The organism is Streptomyces apocyni, assembly GCF_009739465.1.
Classification (GTDB): Bacteria; Actinomycetota; Actinomycetes; order Streptomycetales; family Streptomycetaceae; genus Streptomyces; species Streptomyces apocyni.
Window position 1 is genome coordinate 23,927 of the sequence record NZ_WHOM01000046.1, and the last position, 18,488, is coordinate 42,414.

General features: G+C 71.2%; 18 protein-coding genes and 1 pseudogene. 9 read left to right on the forward strand and 10 right to left on the reverse strand.

Going from position 1 to position 18,488, the window contains the following annotated elements; translation table 11 throughout:
• Positions 1-50: 50 nt before the first annotated feature.
• Both GCN81_RS11810 and GCN81_RS11815 read right to left on the reverse strand, forming a co-directional pair.
• The gene (locus GCN81_RS11810) at positions 51-479 is read right to left on the reverse strand and encodes a type II toxin-antitoxin system Rv0910 family toxin (RefSeq protein WP_156724498.1); all 429 of its coding nucleotides are present in this window, start codon (positions 477-479) and stop codon (positions 51-53) included.
• A 76-nt stretch (positions 480-555) separates the two neighbouring features.
• Positions 556-744 (reverse strand): hypothetical protein, encoded by a 189-nt coding sequence (locus GCN81_RS11815; protein ID WP_156724623.1) that lies wholly within the window; start codon positions 742-744, stop codon positions 556-558.
• 354 nt (positions 745-1,098) lie between these two features.
• On the opposite strand from GCN81_RS11815, the gene GCN81_RS11820 reads away from it, so the two are divergent.
• The 3 genes from GCN81_RS11820 (at position 1,099) to GCN81_RS11830 (ending at position 4,017) form a co-directional block, all read left to right on the forward strand.
• On the forward strand, positions 1,099-1,623 hold the full coding sequence (locus GCN81_RS11820) for a Clp protease N-terminal domain-containing protein (protein WP_197287583.1): 525 nt from the start codon (positions 1,099-1,101) through the stop codon (positions 1,621-1,623).
• Positions 1,624-1,774: 151 nt separating this feature from the next.
• The gene (locus GCN81_RS11825; protein WP_156724499.1) at positions 1,775-2,803 is read left to right on the forward strand and encodes an EamA family transporter; all 1,029 of its coding nucleotides are present in this window, start codon (positions 1,775-1,777) and stop codon (positions 2,801-2,803) included.
• Between the two features lie 257 nt (positions 2,804-3,060).
• Entirely contained in the window at positions 3,061-4,017 is a 957-nt protein-coding gene (locus GCN81_RS11830; protein WP_156724625.1) for a DMT family transporter, read from the forward strand.
• Here GCN81_RS11830 and GCN81_RS11835 read toward each other — a convergent pair.
• Positions 4,004-4,723 (reverse strand): pyridoxamine 5'-phosphate oxidase family protein, encoded by a 720-nt coding sequence (locus tag GCN81_RS11835; protein WP_156724500.1) that lies wholly within the window; start codon positions 4,721-4,723, stop codon positions 4,004-4,006. The genes GCN81_RS11830 and GCN81_RS11835 overlap by 14 nt on opposite strands.
• A 36-nt stretch (positions 4,724-4,759) precedes the next feature.
• On the opposite strand from GCN81_RS11835, the gene GCN81_RS11840 reads away from it, so the two are divergent.
• Entirely contained in the window at positions 4,760-6,097 is a 1,338-nt protein-coding gene (locus tag GCN81_RS11840) for an aminotransferase class I/II-fold pyridoxal phosphate-dependent enzyme (RefSeq protein WP_156724501.1), read from the forward strand.
• 29 nt (positions 6,098-6,126) lie between these two features.
• Here GCN81_RS11840 and GCN81_RS11845 read toward each other — a convergent pair whose 3' ends face one another.
• On the reverse strand, positions 6,127-7,119 hold the full coding sequence (locus tag GCN81_RS11845; RefSeq protein WP_156724502.1) for a DMT family transporter: 993 nt from the start codon (positions 7,117-7,119) through the stop codon (positions 6,127-6,129).
• A gap of 74 nt (positions 7,120-7,193) precedes the next feature.
• Here GCN81_RS11845 and GCN81_RS11850 point away from each other — a divergent pair, with 74 nt between their 5' ends.
• A complete protein-coding gene (locus GCN81_RS11850; protein WP_156724503.1) occupies positions 7,194-8,096 on the forward strand; it encodes a LysR family transcriptional regulator in 903 nt (300 codons plus the stop codon).
• Positions 8,097-8,136: 40 nt separating this feature from the next.
• Here the strand turns inward: GCN81_RS11850 and GCN81_RS11855 are convergent, their stop codons facing one another.
• Positions 8,137-8,622, reverse strand: coding sequence for a pyridoxamine 5'-phosphate oxidase family protein (locus GCN81_RS11855; protein WP_156724504.1), 486 nt, complete (start codon positions 8,620-8,622; stop codon positions 8,137-8,139).
• Between the two features lie 122 nt (positions 8,623-8,744).
• Here GCN81_RS11855 and GCN81_RS11860 point away from each other — a divergent pair, with 122 nt between their 5' ends.
• Entirely contained in the window at positions 8,745-9,404 is a 660-nt protein-coding gene (locus tag GCN81_RS11860; RefSeq protein WP_156724505.1) for an isochorismatase family protein, read from the forward strand.
• Between the two features lie 27 nt (positions 9,405-9,431).
• On the opposite strand, the gene GCN81_RS11865 is transcribed toward GCN81_RS11860, so the two are convergent.
• The 5 genes from GCN81_RS11865 to GCN81_RS11885 form a co-directional block, all read right to left on the reverse strand.
• Positions 9,432-9,920: a Rieske (2Fe-2S) protein gene (locus tag GCN81_RS11865; RefSeq protein ID WP_156724506.1), complete on the reverse strand. Its 489-nt coding sequence runs from the start codon at positions 9,918-9,920 to the stop codon at positions 9,432-9,434.
• Between the two features lie 138 nt (positions 9,921-10,058).
• Complete coding sequence (locus tag GCN81_RS11870; RefSeq protein ID WP_156724507.1) at positions 10,059-12,164, reverse strand: S9 family peptidase; 2,106 nt, start codon at positions 12,162-12,164, stop codon at positions 10,059-10,061.
• 16 nt (positions 12,165-12,180) lie between these two features.
• Complete coding sequence (locus GCN81_RS11875) at positions 12,181-13,371, reverse strand: CapA family protein (protein WP_156724508.1); 1,191 nt, start codon at positions 13,369-13,371, stop codon at positions 12,181-12,183.
• Positions 13,372-13,393: 22 nt separating this feature from the next.
• The gene (locus tag GCN81_RS11880) at positions 13,394-14,140 is read right to left on the reverse strand and encodes a PP2C family protein-serine/threonine phosphatase (RefSeq protein WP_156724509.1); all 747 of its coding nucleotides are present in this window, start codon (positions 14,138-14,140) and stop codon (positions 13,394-13,396) included.
• Between the two features lie 33 nt (positions 14,141-14,173).
• Positions 14,174-15,028 carry an HAD-IIA family hydrolase gene (locus tag GCN81_RS11885; protein ID WP_231626656.1) on the reverse strand — a complete coding sequence of 285 codons (855 nt, stop codon included), beginning with the start codon at positions 15,026-15,028 and terminating at the stop codon, positions 14,174-14,176.
• A 125-nt stretch (positions 15,029-15,153) separates the two neighbouring features.
• Here GCN81_RS11885 and GCN81_RS11890 point away from each other — a divergent pair.
• The 3 genes and pseudogenes from GCN81_RS11890 to GCN81_RS11895 form a co-directional block, all read left to right on the forward strand.
• Positions 15,154-16,494, forward strand: a pseudogene (locus GCN81_RS11890) (phosphoribosyltransferase family protein); the annotation flags it as partial.
• Positions 16,495-16,641: 147 nt separating this feature from the next.
• On the forward strand, positions 16,642-17,079 hold the full coding sequence (locus GCN81_RS31825) for an NfeD family protein (protein ID WP_197287588.1): 438 nt from the start codon (positions 16,642-16,644) through the stop codon (positions 17,077-17,079).
• Positions 17,080-17,123: 44 nt separating this feature from the next.
• Complete coding sequence (locus tag GCN81_RS11895; protein WP_156724512.1) at positions 17,124-18,239, forward strand: SPFH domain-containing protein; 1,116 nt, start codon at positions 17,124-17,126, stop codon at positions 18,237-18,239.
• Positions 18,240-18,488: the final 249 nt, after the last annotated feature.

The window sequence follows — 18,488 nt, forward strand, 5'->3', positions numbered from 1 at the left end:
GGTGTGCGTGGGGCGCCGCCGTTGGGTGTGGCGAGGAGTTTCGGCGAGGGTCAGGTGATGAGGGTGCTCAGTTTGCGTAGGGACTCGTTGAGCGCGGCTGTCGCCGACTCTTTGAGCTTGCTCGCCATCAGGGATACCGCGGCGCCGGTGAACTCGCCGTCGATGCGGACCGTCGTGGCGTCGCCGTCAGGCGTGAGGCGGTAGCGGGTGCCGACGCTAACGCCCATCGGGCCCTTGCCCTTGATGGTCAGCACCCGGGCCTCCTCGAGTTCGTCCACCGTCCAGGTGACTTCGGCGGGGAACCCCATCATCTTCATGTTCTCCTCGAAGGTGTCGCCGACCGCGAGTGAGGCGGGGGCGCCCTGAGGGAATCCGGTGTGCGTGGCGTTCCACTCCCCGTACACGGAGAAGTCGGTCAGCTTTGACCAGACCTTCTCGGCGGGTGCCTCGATGCGTGCCTCCGCGCTGACTTCGGCCATGCGGCCACCCCTTCTCGTCGGGCGCTGCGGCGGGCGCAGCTACGGTGTCGCGGAACGTAGCGGCGGGCTCCTGAAGTTACAAGGCTGATGGCCCGTCAGAAAATGCCGGTGGCTCACCGATGCGCCGGATGACGGCGGTGTCGAAGAGGTCGGGGGCCCAGGGGAACGGCCCCTCGTCGTGGCAGTGCCAGGCCTCCCAGAAGAGATCCGCGAGGAGGGCGTCGGCCGGTGCGTACACCCGGTACACGTACTGCTTGCCGTCCATCGCGGGCAGTGCGACCAGCCAGCAGTCGTATTCCTCTTCCTCGGCGGGCTTCGGCTTCGGCTTCGGGGCGTGCGACGCCATGTGCCTGGTGGCGCGGTGTGGACCGGGTGGCATGCGTCGCCTCCTTCGGCGGGTCGACGGGTCGGCGGATCGGGTGTCGGGGTGGACGTGTCAAGAGTCGGGCGTGGTTGCGTAGGGGGAGCGAAGCAAGGCGGCGCGCGCCCCTCAGGGGTGAAGAGCACGATCTCATCCGTAAGGATGAGGACTCGCACGCGCGTCCCCAACTTCTGTGGGAGGCTCGCATGCTTCCCGTCGGGGATGTCTTGAGCGTCCGGGGCTGGTGGGGTAGGAGATGTGCCAAGTCCTGCCCGGTCGACCCCGCATCCCGGCCCTCTGTGTACGGATCGTGGCGTCCAGCTCAGCGCGGAGCTGACGTCAGCGGTCGCCGGTGCGCGCAGGCGTGCCGCGCGCACCGGCGATGGACAGATCGACACGGCGCATCTCCTGCACTCCCTGCTGGAGTCGGACCCCGCCGTGCGCGACGCGTTCAGTGGCGCCGAGATGTCCCGGCTGCTCGGCTATCTCGTACAGCGCAGCATCGGGTACGGGCTGCGCTGGGCGGGTGCGGTCGAGGACTCCGGCGCAGTGCCGGTGGTACGGGAGTACGCCGGGTGGTCACCCGCTGCGGCTACGGCGATGACGGCCGCCCTGGCGTGGGCCGAGCGGCGCGGCGTGCCGCGCGCCTCCGGCCTCGGACTGCTGGCGGCGCTGACCGGGGACCCCGAATGCCGGGCGGTCGAGGTGCTGCGGCGGGGCGGGGTGGAGCCGGAGGTTCTCGCGCGGCGGCTCGCTGACCAGGCCGGAGGTGCGCCTGGGTGAGCGGTCCGGCGGGCTGCGTTCGGGGCGTGGTCTGTGTCCGGTCAGGGGCGGGCGCTGGTCCGTCAGCGGGCGGGCGCTGGTCCGTCTCGGGCAGTGAGATGTCAGGGGTCTCGGTGGTGACGCTCATGACTTCGGCTGTCATGATGTGCCGATGTCCAGGTCTCAAGGGATTCAAGTGGCCCCCGGAAGCCGGGGGAAGGGCGTCGGTCTCGGGTACGCCCTGATCGCCGCGTGCGCGTTCGGCGGTTCCGGGGTCGCGGCCAAGCCGCTGATCGAGGCGGGGCTCGACCCCCTGCATGTGGTGTGGCTCAGGGCGGCCGGTGCCGCGCTCATCATGCTGCCGATCGCCTGGCGGCACCGGGCGCTGGTGCGGCAGCGGCCGATGCTGCTCGCGGGCTTCGGGCTGCTCGCGGTGGCGGGTGTGCAGGCCTTCTACTTCGCCGCGATCTCCCGCATCCCGGTCGGTGTCGGGCTGCTCATCGAGTTCCTCGGGCCGGTGCTCGTCCTGGGCTGGATCCGCTTCGTACAGCGTCGGCAGGTGACCCGGGCCGCGGCGGTCGGGGCGGCGCTCGCGGTGACCGGGCTGGCCTGTGTGGTCGAGGTGTGGGCCGGGCTGCGCTTTGACGCGCTCGGCGTGCTGCTTGGTCTGGGCGCGGCCTTCTGTCAGGCCGGTTACTTCCTGCTCGGCGACCACGGGAGCGACGCGGGGGACGCGGCCCCGGACCCGCTCGGCGTCATCGCGTACGGGCTGATCGTCGGAAGCGTGGTGCTGACGTTCATCGCGCGCCCCTGGAACATGGAGTGGACGGTGCTCACGGGCGACGCCGACATGGGCGGCACCTCCGTGTCGGCCCTGGTGCTGCTGGGCTGGATCGTGCTGGTGACGACCGTACTCGCGTACAGCTTCGGAGTGTTCTCGGTGCGGCGGCTGTCGCCGCAGGTCGCCGGGGTGGTGGCCTGTCTGGAGGCGGTCATCGCGACCGTGCTCGCCTGGGTCATGCTCGGCGAACACCTGTCGGCGCCGCAGATCATCGGTGGTGCGGTGGTGCTCGTGGGAGCGGTCATCGCCCAGTCCACGGCACCCGCCGGGCCGCCGTCCGGGCCGGTTGCCAGCGGGGGGCCGGTCGAGGGCCAGGACCACGAGGGGGAGAGGTTGTCCGCGCGTGGGCACGCGGCTTAGGGTGACGATCATGCCGAACACGCTCGTCCTTCCGCCGCCTGCCGCTTAGCGCGGGCGGCCATCACGCTGATGCTGTGACCCCGGGGGTTCCGGGGCGGATGAGTGCTGCCCGCAGACGACAGTCCTGATCGTTCTGTCTCACGCGGAGAAGCCACGTGTCGTCGTCATCTGTTGTGCCTTCTGTATCTCCTGTATCTGCTGCATCTGCTGTTGCCTCCGGGCCTGGTGGTCCCTCTGGTCCCTCTGGTGCTGGTGGGCTGTCTGTCGGGCGGGGCCTGTTCGCTCTCGTCATCGCCGGGATCGCCTGGGGCACCGCGGGCGCGGCCGCCTCGCTGGTCTTCCGGGTCAGCGACATCGGGCCGCTCTCGCTTTCCTTCTGGCGCTGTGCGGGCGGCTTGCTGCTGCTCGGTGCCGCCGGGCTGCTGCGGCGCCGTCGGCGAGCGTCGGGTGGGCGGGTGCGGCTCGGCCGCGTCGTCCTGCTCGGGGTGGCCCTGGCCGTCTTCCAGACCGCGTACTTCGCCGCCGTGGACGCCACCGGTCTCGCCGTCGCCACCGTGGTCACCCTGGGCACGGGTCCCGTACTCATCGCGCTGGGCGCCCGGCTGACCCTGGGCGAGCGGCTGGGGCGCGGAGGTGTGTGCGCGGTCGCGGGGGCGCTCGCTGGTCTCGCGGTGCTGGTCCTCGGGGACGGCGGCGCGACCGTACGTCCGTCGGGTGTCCTGTGGGCGCTGGTCTCCGCGGCCGGGTACTCCACGATGGCGCTGCTGGCGCGCCGGTGGGGGCGAGGCGGTGGGGGTGACTCGGTCACGACGACGGTGTGGGCCTTCGGGGTCGCCGCGCTGTTCCTGCTGCCGCTGGCGCTGGTCGAGGGGCTGCTGCCGCACGCGGCGGACGCCGGGCGGGTGCTGGTGCTGGCCGCGTACATCGCCGCCGTACCCACGGCTCTCGCGTACGCCCTGTACTTCGCCGGTGCGGCCGTGGTGCGAGCCGCGACCGTTTCCGTGGTCATGCTGCTCGAGCCGGTGAGCGCGGCCGTGATCGCGGTCGTCCTGCTGGGCGAGGGCCTCACGCTGGCCACGGTCACCGGCACGCTGCTCATGCTGGCCGCGGTGGCGGGGCTGGCCTGGGTCGAGGCGCGCGGGGCGATGGCGGCGCGGAAGGCGGCCGCCATCGGTGGCCCGGCGCGCTCGGCTGGCGACGTCAGAGCGTCTTGAGGTAGTCGGGCAGCTCGATGCCGGGGGCCAGGTCGTCGGCGGGTATGGGGGTCCCGTACCCCCGCACCACTGGGATCACGCCGGTCCAGTGCGGGAGTTCCTGGTCCTCCAGGTCGTTGCTCGGGCCACCGGTGCGGACCTTCGCCGACACCTCGTCGAGGTCGAGCCGGAGTATGGCGGTGGCGGCCACCTCCTTGGCGTTGGCGGGGCGTGAGTCCTGGGAACGGCCGGGGATCGCGTGGTCGACCAAGGTGTCCAGCGCGGTGCGCTTCTCGTCGAGGTCGGTGACCTGGTGGGCGGTGCCGTGCACCACGACTGAGCGGTAGTTGAGCGAGTGGTGGAAGGCGGACCTGGCCAGGACGAGGCCGTCGACATGGGTCACCGTCAGGCACACCGCCAGACCGGGATCGGGCTGCTCGGGCTGCTCGGGCTGCCCCGCCATCCGCAGCGGCCGCGAACCGGTGGAGCCGTGTACGTACAGCCGCTCGCCAAGGCGGCCGTGCAGGGTGGGCAGCACGACGGGCGCGCCGTCCCGGACGAAGCCGAGGTGGCAGACGTATGCCCCGTCAATGATCGAGTGCACCAACGCGCGGTCGTACGAGGCGCGTTCCCGGGCCCGGGTCGGGACGGTGCGGTCCGTCGGGGCGTAGGCGTCGCTGGCCGGGGCGGCGGCGGTGGTGGCGGCGGTGTCTGGCGGGACGGTCATTTGCGGGCTCCATTGTACTAGTGCATAATGATGTTTGTGCTAGGAGAATATCGGATTCAGGGGCGACGTGCAGCGGATATCGCCGCCAGCGTGGAACGGGCGGTCGGCGACGGGATGCTGGAGCCAGGTCAACTACTGCCGCCCATGAGAGAGTTGGCGGCCCAGCTCGGCGTGAATCCAAACACCGTCGCCGCCGCGTACCGCACCCTGCGTGAGCGCGGGGTGATCGAGACCGCGGGCAGGCGGGGCAGCCGGGTGCGACCGAGGCCCGCGAGTACGGCGCGCGAGGCGATCCGGGTCGACGCCCCGCCGGGGGTGCGCGATGTCTCGCAGGGAAACCCGGACCCGGCGCTGCTGCCCTCCCTCACCGAGGCGTTGGCGGCGGCCGGAGAGCGCGCCGCCGAGCGGCCCGTGCTGTACGGCGCCCCGGCCGTCGACCCCGAGCTGGAGCGATGGGTGCGCGCCGCCTTCGACGCGGATGGCATCCCGCAAGGTCCGGTCGCGGTCGCCTCCGGAGCGCTCGACGCCATCGAGCGGGTGCTCGCCGTCCATCTCAGGCCGGGCGACGCCGTCGCCGTCGAGGACCCCGGCTGGGGCAGCCTGCTCGATCTGGTCCCGGCCCTCGGGTTGCGTACCGTCGGGATGGAGGTCGACGACGAAGGGCCGCGGCCCGACGCCGTCGAGCGGGCCCTGCGGGCGGGGGTCAGCGCGGTCATCGTCACCGGCCGGGCGCAGAACCCGACTGGTGCCGTGGTCAGCGCGTCGCGCGCGCGAGCGCTCAAGACCGTGCTCGCCGCGTACCGGCAGGTGCTGTTCATCGAGGACGACCACGGCCACGGCATCGTCGATCAGCGGCCGCATCCGGTCGCGGGGGTGACGGACCGGTGGGTCCTGGTCCGCTCGGTGGCCAAGGCCTACGGTCCGGATCTGCGGCTGGCCGTCTTCACCGGCGACCCGGACACCGTTGACCGGGTGCAGGGCAGGCAGCGGCTTGGCCCGGGCTGGGTGAGCCGGTTGTTGCAGGGTGCCGTGCTGCGGCTGTGGACGACGGGCGCGGTGGACGCGCGGGTGGTCGCCGCGAGTTACGGGAAGCGTCGGGACGCGCTGATCGCCGCGCTCGCGGAGCGCGGTGTCGTCGCGTACGGGCGCAGCGGGCTGAACGTCTGGGTGCCGGTGCCGGACGAGACCGGGGCGGTGGCGCGACTGCTGCACGCCGGGTGGGCGGTCGCGCCGGGGGCCCGGTTCCGGATGGATACGGCGCCCGGGGTGCGGATCACGGTGTCGTCGCTTTCGCCCGACGAGATCCGGGCGGTGGCGGACGCGGTGGCCGACGCCGTGGCGGTGGGCCCGGGGCGCGCTCGGCGCCATGAGTGAGAGGCCACGAAGGCAGGCTCTGAAGTGCGCTACCCGCGTGGGCGCGGCCTGGACTGGGTGAGTGCGGCGCCCGCGAGGATGATCAGCGCACCCACGGGTGTCGACCAGGTCAGTGCTTCGCCGAGCAGCGTGACACCCGCGGCGGTGGCGATCACCGGGATGAAGTACGTGACCATCTGGGCGGTCGTCGGGCCGACCTCGGCGACCAGGCCGTACTGCAGCAGCAGCGCGAGACCGGTCCCGAGCGCGCCGAGCGCCACCACCGCGAGCAGCGGCACGAGCGGCAGCTCGGTCGGCATCGAGGTGAACAGCGGGGTCACCACCGCCAGTTGCGCCGTGGCGAGCAGCAACTGTCCACCGGTCATGGACAGGTTCGAGTGCCCGCTGCCGGCCAGCGTACGGCGCACGTAGATCCAGCCGATCGGGTAGCTCAGCGAGGCCAGCAGGGCCAGCGCGGTGCCGCCGAAGTCCAGCCCGTTGAAGCCCTGCCAGGCGCCCAGCACGGTGAGTACCCCGAGGAATCCGATGCCAAGTCCCGCTACCCGGCGCCGGGTCGGCCGGTCCTCGGACAGTGCGGCCAGGGACAGGGCCATGCCCCACAGCGGTGACGTGGCGTTGCAGATCCCGGCGAGGGTGGAGGGGATGGTCAGCTCGGCGTAGGCGAAGAGCGAGAACGGCAGGGCGTTGAGCAGGAACGCCGAGACCGTCAGATGTCCCCAGGTACGCAGGCCGCTCGGCAGCCGCTCTCTGCGTACGGCGAGCGCGACTCCGAGGACGGCGGCGCCGAACAGCAGCCGCCCGAAGGTGACTTGGAAAGGGGCGTACGCCTCGGTGCCGACCTTGATGAGCAGGAAGCTGAAGCCCCAGATGAGCGAGAGGACCGCGAAGCGGATACGCCAGTCGATGGCGGGACGTCGCGGTGTGGGCGTGGAGGCCGAGCGGGCGGTGGTGTGGGTGGGCGGAATGGGTGGTGTGGGTGGTGGGGGTGGTGGGGCTGGAGTGGGGAGCGCGACGGGTGCCATGGGAGTCACCTTGGCGGAGACAATCTCTTAGCACAATCGAGATTTTGTGTGTCCCATGACGTAGCATCGCTTACATGTTGAATCTGGAGCGACTGCGCACCCTGGATGCCCTCGCCCGGCACGGCTCGGTCAGCGGAGCCGCCGCGGGGCTGCATGTCACCACCTCGGCCGTGTCGCAGCAGATGACCAAGCTGGAGCGCGAGGTGGGTCAGCAACTGCTCGCCAAGAATGGCCGCGGCGTCCGCCTCACCGACGCCGGGCGGCTGCTCGCCGACCACGCCGCACGCATCCTGTCGCAGGTCGAACTCGCGCAGTCCGACCTCGAGGCGCAGCGCGGCCTCGCCGTCGGCGAGCTGCGGATCTGCGCCTTTCCTACCGCCGCGCGCGGGCTGTTCCCCACCGCGCTGGTCGCCCTGCGCGAGCGGCATCCCGGACTCCGCGTCACCTCACGGGAGTTGGAACCCGCGCACGGCACCGCCGGAGTCGTACGCGGCGACCTCGACCTGGCCGTCGTACTCGACTGGTACAACAAGCCGTTCGCGGTGCCCGAGGGGCTGGCCAGGGCGTCCCTGCTCGACGACCCCGCCGATGTGCTGATGCCCGCGGGGCACCGGCTCGCCGACCGCGACGAGGTCGACCTGGAGGAGCTCGCCGGTGACGCCTGGGTCTCCTGGCCGGAGGGTGAGTACTGCCACGACTGGCTGATGTACACGTTGCGGGCCAAGGGGGTTGAGCCGCGCGTCAGTCACTGTGCGGCGGAGCATCACACGCAGCTGGCGCTCGTCGCCGCGGGGCTCGGGGTCTGTGTGGCGCCGCGCCTGGGCCGTGGGGCGGTGCCGGAAGGGGTGCGGGTGGTGCCGGTGCGCAAGGGGGTGCGGCGGCATGTGTACGCGGTGTGGCGGGCGGACGCCGACCGCCGCCCGTCGATCCAGGCGGCGGTGGAGGCGCTGCGTGCGGCGGGGGCGGCGGTCGGTTGAGGTGGTAGTCGGTTGGGGTGGAGGTCGGCTGAGGTGGGGGCTATGAGTGGGGCGGCTGCTGGGGCGAGGCGAGTTTGCGGAAGTCCCAGGAGGCGATCGCGTCCGGGGTGAGCCGTGCCCAGGCGTGCCTGCCGTCGTGTGGCATCTCCTCCATGCCGAAGTTCTTCCGCGCGAACAGCCGCTCCGGAGCCTCGAGTTCGGCGCACGGCTCGCCGGTGCGCGGCGCCTCACCGACGAACTCCGCGGTGCCCGAGAGTTCGACGCCACGCAGATCGCCGTACTGCTCGCCCGCGTCGACGACCACGGCGATCCGCTGGTCCTTGCGCAGGTCGGCCCAGCGCCTGCTCCGGGTGATCGAGTACAGCCACAGCGCGCTGCCGTCCCAGGCGAACCAGAGGGTGCTGGCGTGCGGCGTGCCGTCCGGCGACACGGTGGCCACCCGGCAGGTGCGTTGTTCGGTCAGGAAGGCGTCCCGTTCATCCGGCGTCATCATGATCCTTCGGCCCCTGCGCTGGGTTTCGGCCATAGGTCCTCCCCTGACGTCGTGTCTGACGTGGCGCCTGACGTAGTGTCAGGAAAGGATGGGGCCTCTTCCTTCGGTACGCAATGGGCGTTACTCTCGCGCCGCATCCTGCGACAGGGGGACTCATGCTGACGAACGGAGAGCTCGTCGAACTCCTCGACCCGGCCTCGACCGTACTGCTCACCGTCGAATGCCAGCAGGGCGTGGTCGGTACGGACAGCGCGCTGCCCGAACTCGCCCAGGAGGCCCGGGCATCGGGGGCACTCGGCCATGTCGCCCGCCTGGTGTCCGCCGCGCACACCGCCGCCGTACAGGTGCTGCACGCGGTGGCCGAGCGTCGTCCCGACGGCCGGGGCGCCAACCACAACGCCCGGCTGTTCCGCGCCGCCCAGCGGCTCCCCGTCCAGCAGCACTCGGGCACCAAGGCCGTACGGATCGCGGCCCCCATCGAGGTGGCCGAAGAGGACCTTGTGGTGCGGCGGCTGCACGGCCTCTCGCCGCTCGCGGGGACCGACGTCGACGCGCTGCTACGGAACCTCGGCTGCCGTACGGTGATCGTCACCGGCGTCTCGGCCAATGTCGCCATACCCAACGCCGTGTTCGACGCCGTGAATCTCGGCTACACCGCGGTGGTACCGGCCGACGCCATCGCCGGGGTGCCCGCCGACTACACCCCGGCGATGATCCGTCACACGCTCTCCCTGGTCGCCACCATCACCACCACCGACGCGGTACTGGGCAGCTGGAAGCACCCACGCCGCGGCGCGCGGGGCCTGACCTCCTAGGCCACGACCTAGGCGAGCCTGCACGACCTAGGCGAGCCTGATGGAGTCGCCCTCCACGGTGATCTGGGTGGCGGGCAGCGGTCGGGGCGCGGGACCCGCCGCGACACTCCCGTCGGCGAGGTCGAACCTGCTGCCGTGGCACGGGCAGTTGATGGTGCCTTCCGCGACGTCCCGCACCGTACAGCCCTGGTGCGTACAGGTGGAGGAGAAGGCCTTGAACTCACCCGCGGTCGGCTGGGTGACCACCACACCCTGCTCCTTGAACACCGTGCCACCGCCCTCCGGGATGTCCGAGGTCGGCGCGAGCACCTCCCCCTCGCCCGTGCCGCCGGTCGTGTCCTCACCGGGCTGCGGGGTCTGGTCGTCGGAGTCCCCGCAGGCCGCCAGTACCGCCGCGAGCCCGGCCGCGCCCACGGCGGAGACGACGACGCGGCGGGACGGGGTGTGGGCGGCGCCTGTCGGAGCGGGGTGTGTCTGAGCGGGGTGTGTCGGAGCGGGTTGCTGTACAGCGGTCATGCCGGTCTCCCCTGGATCGCCTCGGCGTGGTAGCTAGCCGTGCCGGATATGGTGCGTTTGCTGCGCCCTTGCCGTTGTTAACCGTTCTTACGGTGGTGCAGTCCTCGGGGAGTCGTACGGAGCGCCGCGCCGGGATGTTCAAAGTTCCAGCGATTTCCTCACGAACTCCAGCTCGTGCAGCAGCAGCGCGTCGGCCACCCCGGCCCCGGTCGCCAAATGCGTGGCATCGGACAACGGCAGGACGCTGTGTGGCCGCCCCGCGGCCAGCAGCGCGGCGGAGAACCTGAGCAGGTGCGCGACGACCACGTTGTCGTCGGTCAGTCCGTGGACCAGCAGCAGCGGCCGGGTCAGCAGATGCGCGTGCGCCACCAGCGAGCACCGCTCGTAGTTCTCCGGCTGGTACTCCGGATGGCCGAGATAGCGCTCCTTCCAGTGGGTGTCGTACATCTGCATATCGGTCGGAGCCGCACCGGCGACCGCGGCCCGGAAGACGTCCGGCCGGTGCAGCACCGCCCCCGCCGCCAGAAACCCGCCGAACGACCAGCCACGGATCGCCACCCGCTCCAGATCGAGGTCCGGATGCGACCGCGCGGCCGCGTGCAACGCGTCCACCTGGTCGTCGAGTACAGGCGACAACTGGTCGCCGTGGATGGTCTTCTCCCACCTTGGCCCACGCCCGGGCGTGCCGCGTCCGTCCGTCACCAGGACGGCGAAGCCCTGGTCGGCGAACCACTGCGAGACCGCCGACCACCAGCCCCTGGCCCGCACCACCAGCTGGACGGAGGGCCCGGCGTACGGGTTGAGCAGCACGGGCAGCCGTCCGCTGCCCGGCTCGTGGCCGGTCGGCAGGTACAGGTGGCCGCGCAGTTCGCGGTCGCCCAGGCGCAGCAGGGCAGGTGCGGGCCGCACCAGGGGCTGTTCGGCCCGTACGTCGATCTGTCCGGCGGCCTTCCCGTCGCGCAGCACCGTCACGGTGTGCCCGTCCGGGGTGCGGCTGTCCAGCACCAGGGTGCCGCCGCCCGCGGCGGCCGTGTGCACCCCTGGCCCCTCGCTGACCTGGACGAAGCCGTCATCCGGAGCGTACGACCAGACGTGGACCTCGGTCGGCTCCGCGCTTGCCGTGAACAGCACCCGCTCGCCGGTGGTGGCCAGCACCTCGCGGACCTGGAGTCCGGGTGGACTGATGGCGTTCCCGATGCGCAGGCCCGTCGTGTCGTTCTTGGCCCAGGGGAGTACGGGAGTGCCGGACTCGGTGCGTACCACCGTGCCCGGCATCAGCTCCACCCACGCGTCATCGCGGCGCTGGTGCAGCAACTCCGTACTCCCGGTGTCCGGATCGACGCCGAAGACGCATACGGAGCGCTGGTCGCGGGTCTGCCGTGAGACGAGCGGCCCGTGCTCGTCCCAGGACGCGTGGGTCATGTACTCGAGGGCGGTGTCGGTCCAGTCACCGGCGAAGTGGTGGTCGGCGGCGACCGCGTCCGGCGTACGGACCTCGGCGCGCCGGCCGTCGAGCCGCAGCAGACTGAGACTTGTCACGGCGTTGGCGGTGCCCACCGCCGGGTAGCGGACCGCCCGGGGCGGGCGCTCGGGGTGTGCGGGGTCGGCCAGGTACCAGCGCTGTACGGGGGAGGTGTCGACGCGGGCCGCCAGCAGGGCCGTACCGTCCGGGGCCCACCAGTACCCGCGATGGCGGCCGATCGACTCGGCGGCGACGTGGTCGGCGAGGCCGTATGTCACATCCGGTGACTCGGGCGCCGCGAGCTGCCGGTCCTCCGTGCCGTCGGTACGGACCACGCGCAGGGCGCCCTCGCAGACGTACGCGATGACCGAACCGTCCGGCGACGGCCTCGGGTCGATCACCGGTCCGGCCGTCGGGACGCGGCGCGGCGCGCCGCCGTCCGTGCGTACCACCCAGAGCGCGCCACCGAGCGGAAACGCCACTACGCGCGCGTGGCGGTCGGTCGCGTAGGCCACCACTCCGTCTGATGTCTCCCGGGCGCGTTCCCTGCGGACCCGCTCCGCCTCGGGAAGCGCGCCGTCCCGGTTCAGCACCAGCGGATCGGCGAGCATCCGCTCGTCGCCGCCCTCGTACAGCCACAGCCGGCTCACCGGGTCCGTGCCGCCGGTGGAGCGCAGGAACAGCACTCGCTCGCCGTCAGGCGACACGGTGAACGCGCGGGGCACACCGAGGGAGAAGCGGCGGGTGCGGGCGAACTGGCGGGGCAGGTCACGGGTGTTCATCCGGGCACTCTGCCAGTCAGGCGGCCCTGAGTGACAGGGCGTACCCCGCTGAGTCCACCGAGCCCACCAAGCCCACCGAGCCCACGGAGCCCGCCCAGTCCGTCGCGACGCACGGCCGGAACCCCAGGGCGAGTTGGTCCAGGAGCGAGCGCAGCCACTGGGAGTCCTCGGACGAGGCGTGGCACAGGCGCATGCGGCGGGCCTGGAGCGGGACGACGCGCACTTCGGCCAGCCGACCCGTATCCGGTTCGAGCGAGACGAAGTAGAGGAGTCGCAGGTCGTCGCGGTAGCGCTCGTACCCCGTGATTCCTTCGTAGTCGTTGATCAGGTCGCCGCAGCCGTGCAGGACCAGCTTGCCGCGGTACGTCTCCAGGGGGCGGGGGTGGTGTGAGGAGTGACCGTGTACGACGTCCGCTCCGGCGTCGATCAGGGCATGGGCGAGGGCGATGTGGTCCCGGGACAGGTCGTAGCCCCAGTTGGAGCCCCAGTGGACCGAGGCCACCGCGATGTCTCCCGGGCGCTTCATCCGCCGTACGTGGTCGGCCACTTCGGCCGCGGCGGTGCCGGAATGGCTGGCCACGAAGCTCACCCCGCTGAGGTCCGCGGTCGCCGCCCAGTGGTAGGGGATGCCGCTGGAGGGCATGCCGAAGGCGAAGACGAGGAGACGGCGGTCCCCGTCGAGCGGGACGATCGCCGGGTGGCTCGCCGCCGTGGAGTCCCGTCCCGCACCGGCCGTCCGCAGCCGCGCACCGGACAGCGAGTGGAGGGTCTCCGCGAGGCCGGGACGGCCGAAGTCCAGGACGTGGTTGTTGGCCAGGACGCAGACATCGGGACGGGCGGCCGCCAGGCAGGGGAGGTTGGCGGGATGCATCCGGTAGTGGATCTCCTTGCCGGGCGCGAACGCGTCGTGGCGCGTGACGCTGGTCTCCAAATTGATGACGCGGACGTCGGGCGCGGCCGCGTCCAGGACCTCCAGCGCGTCGCCCCAAGGCCAGCCGAAGTCGACCGGGCGCGGAATGGGCCCGTTCTCCGCCTCCGCCAGGCGGACGTATTCCCGGGCGTCTCGTACGTAGCTCTCGCGCAGTTCAGGGTCGCAGGGGTGCGGCAGGATCTGGTCCACGCCACGACCGAGCATGACGTCGCCACAGAAGAACAGAGTGGTCAAGCCTGCCCTCCGTCCCTCCGCTGCCTTGCCTGATCGACTCATTGACGACTGAGCGACCGAGCGACTAATCGACGACGCCGATCAACGCCAGGGTGATGTTGTCCGGGCCGCCCGCCTCGATGGCGGACTTCCACAGCTCGAAGGCCGCACGGCCGCCGTCGTGGCTCCGGAGCACGGCGTCGAGCGCGTCCTCCGGCACGGGGTCGGTCAGGCCGTCGCTGCACACCAGGTAGCGCTCTCCCGGGGCGAGCGGTGCGGTGTTGACATGCGGCGTGATCGCGTTGAACCGCGAGGCGCCACCGAGCGCCTGCGTGACGACCGGCGTGGTGCGCTGACCGGGCTCCAACGGCGGACTGTCGTCGACGCTCAACTGGTGTGGCGTCGCGTGGGTGCTGGTCACATCGAGCACCCTGCTGTCACCGACGTTGAACACCAGCAGTTCCTTCGCGAGGACCACGACACCCGCGACCGTCGTCCCCATGGCGGTCAGGTCCGGATCGCGCTCGGCGGCCCCGTACACGGCCTGATTGCAGACGTCCAGCGCGTTCCGAACGGCCTGCTCGCTGTCCAGCGTGGGCCCGAGCGCCGCCAGATGCCGGACGACGAGGCCGCTGGCCACCTCGCCGGCGGGCTGGCCGCCCATGCCGTCGGCGACCGCGACGACAAGCGGGGAACCGAGCGGGAAGCCCAACGTCTGCGGGTTCTCGGTCACGGTTCCGCACAGCGTCCATGGCCCGACGGCCAGGCTGTCCTCGTTGTGATCGCGCACGAGGCCCGGGTGGCTCAGAGCGGTGACCGTGACGAACGGCATAGCTCCATTGTCGCGCCCCGAGCCGCGTTTGGCTCAGCCGGAGCCCGTGGCCAGGCGTTCCAGGAGGTCGGGCAGGTCAGCGAAGGAGTCGAGTACGTGGTCGGGCGTGCCGCTCGCCGCCCGATGGGTCTCGGGCAGGTACTTGCCGGTTTTGACGAGGACGCCGGTTACTCCGACGCGCTGGGCGGCCAGCACGTCGGACTCGATGTCGTCGCCGACCATGAGCGTCCTGGACGGGTCGGCGCCGAGGTGGGAGAGCGCGGCGGCGAAGAACGCCGCCGACGGCTTTCCGGTGATCTCCGCCTCGACCCCGGCGGCCCGCTCCAGGCCCGGCAGAAAGGCACCCGTGTCGAGGTCGAGGCCGTCGGCGGTGCGCCAGTAGAGGTTCCGGTGCATCGCCACCAGGCGGGCTCCGAGCCGCAGGTGCCGGAAGACGCGGTTGAGGGCGTCGTAGCCGAACTGGGGGCCGGCGCCGCCGATGACGACCACGTCGACGTCCGGGTCCAGGCCTGCTGGTGCGTCTGGTGCGTCTGGTGCGTCGACCAGCGTCACGCCCGTCAGGTCGTCCCGGATGTCACCGGCGTTGAGCAGCAGACACCGGGCGCGTGGGTGGTGCTCGCGCAGATGCGCGGCGGTGACGGCGGGCGCGGTGAGGATGTCGTTCTCGGCCACGGGGAACCCCGCCTCCGCGAGGCGACCGGCGATCGAGGCGCGGGTCCGTGAGGTCGTGTTGGTGACCAGCGCGAAGGGAACCCCCGAGGCGCGCAGCCACTCCACGGCCGCGACAGCCCCGGGCAGCGGCTCCCAGGACACCGTGAGCACTCCGTCGATGTCGATGAGCACGGCCCTGGCATCCTCGCCGCGATCACTGCGGCTCACTGGTTCCACAGGACCGACGGTAGTCATCTTCGTACGCCGTCGCAGCGTGTACGTCGCGCCGTGTGGGGGACCCGGAAGAACGGATAGGCAGATAATGGAAGTCCTTCCAACTCCCCTGAGATGGGGCGAGCACAGTGCTGTTCACCGACCGTGTGGATGCCGGGCGACGCCTCGCCGAGGCAGTGCGGCACCTGAAGGAAGAGAAGCCCGTTGTTCTTGGCCTGCCCCGGGGCGGCGTCCCGGTGGCCTTCGAGGTGGCGCGGGTACTCGGTGCCCCCCTCGATGTGATCGTGGTCCGCAAACTCGGGGTCCCCTACCAGCCGGAACTCGGTTTCGGCGCGATCGGAGAGGACGGCGTACGGGTCCTTAGCGAGGACATCGTGCGCCGCGCGGGGATCGATCCGACGCAGATCGCGACGGTCGAGCAGGAGGAGGAACAGGAGCTGCTACGGCGGGCCCGGCGGTACCGCGACGGGCGATCGCGGGTGCGGATCGAGGGCCGTACGGTGATCGTGGTGGACGATGGCATCGCGACCGGCGCCACGGCAGCGGCCGCGTGCCGGGTGGCACGGGCGCAGGGCGCGGCCCGAGTGGTGCTCGCCGTGCCGACGGCGCCGCCGGACACGGTGCACCGGTTGCGCGAGGCGGCGGACGACGTGGTGTGCCTGTCCACGCCGCACCTGTTCCGCGCCGTGGGCGAGTGGTACCAGGACTTTTCGCAGACCAGCGACGAGGAAGTCGTCTCCCTCCTGGCACAGGCCGCGAACACCGCGAACACCGCGAACACCCGCCCGTCCGGCCGGGCCAACCCGGTCGCGGCCGAGGTCGAGGTGGACGCGGACGGAGTCCGACTTGCCGGAGACCTGGCCGTGCCCGACGGCGCGGCGGCGGTGGTGATGTTCGCCCACGGCTCCGGAAGCAGCCGACACAGTCCCCGTAACCGCTCGGTGGCGTCCGTCCTGCGGGAGGCGGGCCTCGGCACGCTTCTGTTCGACCTGCTCACGCCCGCCGAGGAGACCGACCGCGCAAACGTCTTCGACATCGACACCCTCTCCGGGCGGCTGCTGGGTGCCACCCGATGGCTACGGGAGCGCGAGTCCCTGCCGATCGGTTACTTCGGAGCCAGCACCGGGGCCGCGGCGGCGCTGCGGGCGGCCGCCGACGCGAGCGCTGCCGCTGACGGCGCCGCTGACGCGGCCATGGGCTTGGGCTTGGGCGTGGGCGCCGTGGTGTCCCGGGGCGGACGGCCGGATCTCGCCGCGCCCCGCCTCGGCGACGTACGCGCACCCACCCTGCTGATCGTCGGCGGGGACGACGCGCTGGTGCTCGACCTCAACCGGGCCGCCCAGGCGGAACTCCGCTGCGAGAACCGGCTCGAGATCGTCCCGGGGGCCACGCATCTTTTCGAGGAGCCCGGAGCCCTCGACGATGTCGCCGACCTCGCACGGGACTGGTTCATCGGGCATCTCGCGGCGTTATCGGCGCAGGGCGCGGGTCGTGTGTGGGCGGTCTCCGAGGGGCGAGGACGGCTGTCCGCGCGAGAACCCCGGCTGCGATGTCTGTGCTGCCCGGTGTTTTGGGAGGTAGCTTGGTGGAGAAGGCCCCTAAGGGAGGGCGATTCGATGCCGTGGTTCATTTGGCTGCTCGCCGCCGCGGCGCTGGGTGCCGCGGAGTTCTTCACCCTGACGCTGGTGTTCGGGCTGCTGGCGGGTGCCGCGTTGGTCGCCGCCGTAGTCGCTGGTGTGGGCATCGGCTTTCTCGGCCAGCTCGTGGCCTTCGGCGTGGCGGCGGCCGCGGGCCTCGTCATCGTCCGTCCTATCGCGCTGCGGCAAATGACCCAGCAACCCCTTTCGCGCGAGGGCAGTGACGCACTGATCGGCAAGCGGGCCGAGGTCATGGAGGAGGTCACCGCGACCCACGGCCTGATCAAACTCTCCGGCGAGGAGTGGTCCGCCCGTACCCTGGACGAAAGCCTGGTGATCCCGGTGGGCGCGCTGGTGGACGTCATGGAGATCGAAGGCGCCACGGCCATCGTCTACCCCCGCGAACTCCTTCCGTGAACGGCTGAACACAGAGCAGCTGAACAGTTAGCGATGGAGGCACTGTGGAACCCGTTGTCATCGTCTTTCTTGTCGCGGCCCTGGTCGTCGTCTTCCTTGTGGCCTCCACGGTGCGGATCGTCCCGCAGGCACGCCGCTACAACATCGAGCGCTTCGGCCGGTATCGCAGGACGCTGCAACCCGGCCTGAACCTGGTCCTGCCGGTGGCGGACCGCATCAACTCCAGACTCGACGTACGCGAGCAGGTTTATTCGTCCGATCCCAAGCCGGTGATCACCGAGGACAACCTCGTGGTGAATATCGACACCGTGCTCTACTACCAGATCACCGACCCTCGGGCGGCGGCCTACGAGGTCGCTGACTACCTGCAGGCGATCGATCAGCTCACCGTGACGACGCTGCGGAACGTCATCGGCAGCATGGACCTGGAAGCGACGCTCACCTCACGTGAGGAGATCAACGCCCGGCTCCGCGCCGTCCTGGACGATGCCACCGGCAAGTGGGGCATCCGCGTCAACCGCGTCGAGATCAAGGCCATCGATCCCCCGCACAGCATCAAGGAAGCGATGGAGAAGCAGATGCGGGCCGAGCGCGACAAGCGCGCGGCCGTCCTGCATGCCGAGGGTGAGCGGCAAGCCAAGATCCTTACCGCGGAAGGCACGAAGCAGAAGGACATCCTGGAGGCACAGGGCACACAACAAGCCATGATCTTGCGGGCGGACGGTGAGGCGAAGGCGGTGGAGCGTGTCTTCCAGGCCGTCCATCGCAACAACGCCGACGCGAAGGTCCTGGCCTACAAGTACCTTGAGACGCTCCCGCATCTGGCGAGCAGCGACAACAACACGTTCTGGGTGATCCCGGGTGAGCTGACCGAGGCGGTTCGGACCGTCACCAGCGCGTTCGGTGATCATTCGGCGATGGGTCTGCCGCCCTCCGCGCAACGTGAGGAGGCGGCCATCGCCGCGGACGAGACGTCGGACGAAGGCCGGACGCCGGAACTCGACGCGGGCTCGACGGCTTCACCCGAGGCTGCCACGGCCACAGCGATGGAGGAGGCCGTGAAGCAGGCGGCCGCCGCGGTGAGCGACGCCAAGGCGGAGGCCGAGGCCGCGAAGTCGTCGCCCCAGGTGCCGGGCCGCGGGCAGACGCCCGACGAGTGAGCCCGTCCTAGGCTGCCGTCAGGGAACGCGAAGGACAGCAGTTCTGGTTCGTTTCCGGACGCCCTGGTTGGTGACGTACACCGTGACTCGTACGCGAGCCATGGGCTTTCTCTGCCGTGAGCGCCCAGTCGCACAGCCGACGCGCGGGCGGCAGGGCGCCGATGTCGGCACCGTAACGCGGACAGGCCCTGCCGCCGCCACGGTCCGCAACCGCTCGACCCGGGAAGCCAGTTCGCACAGCACGCCCAG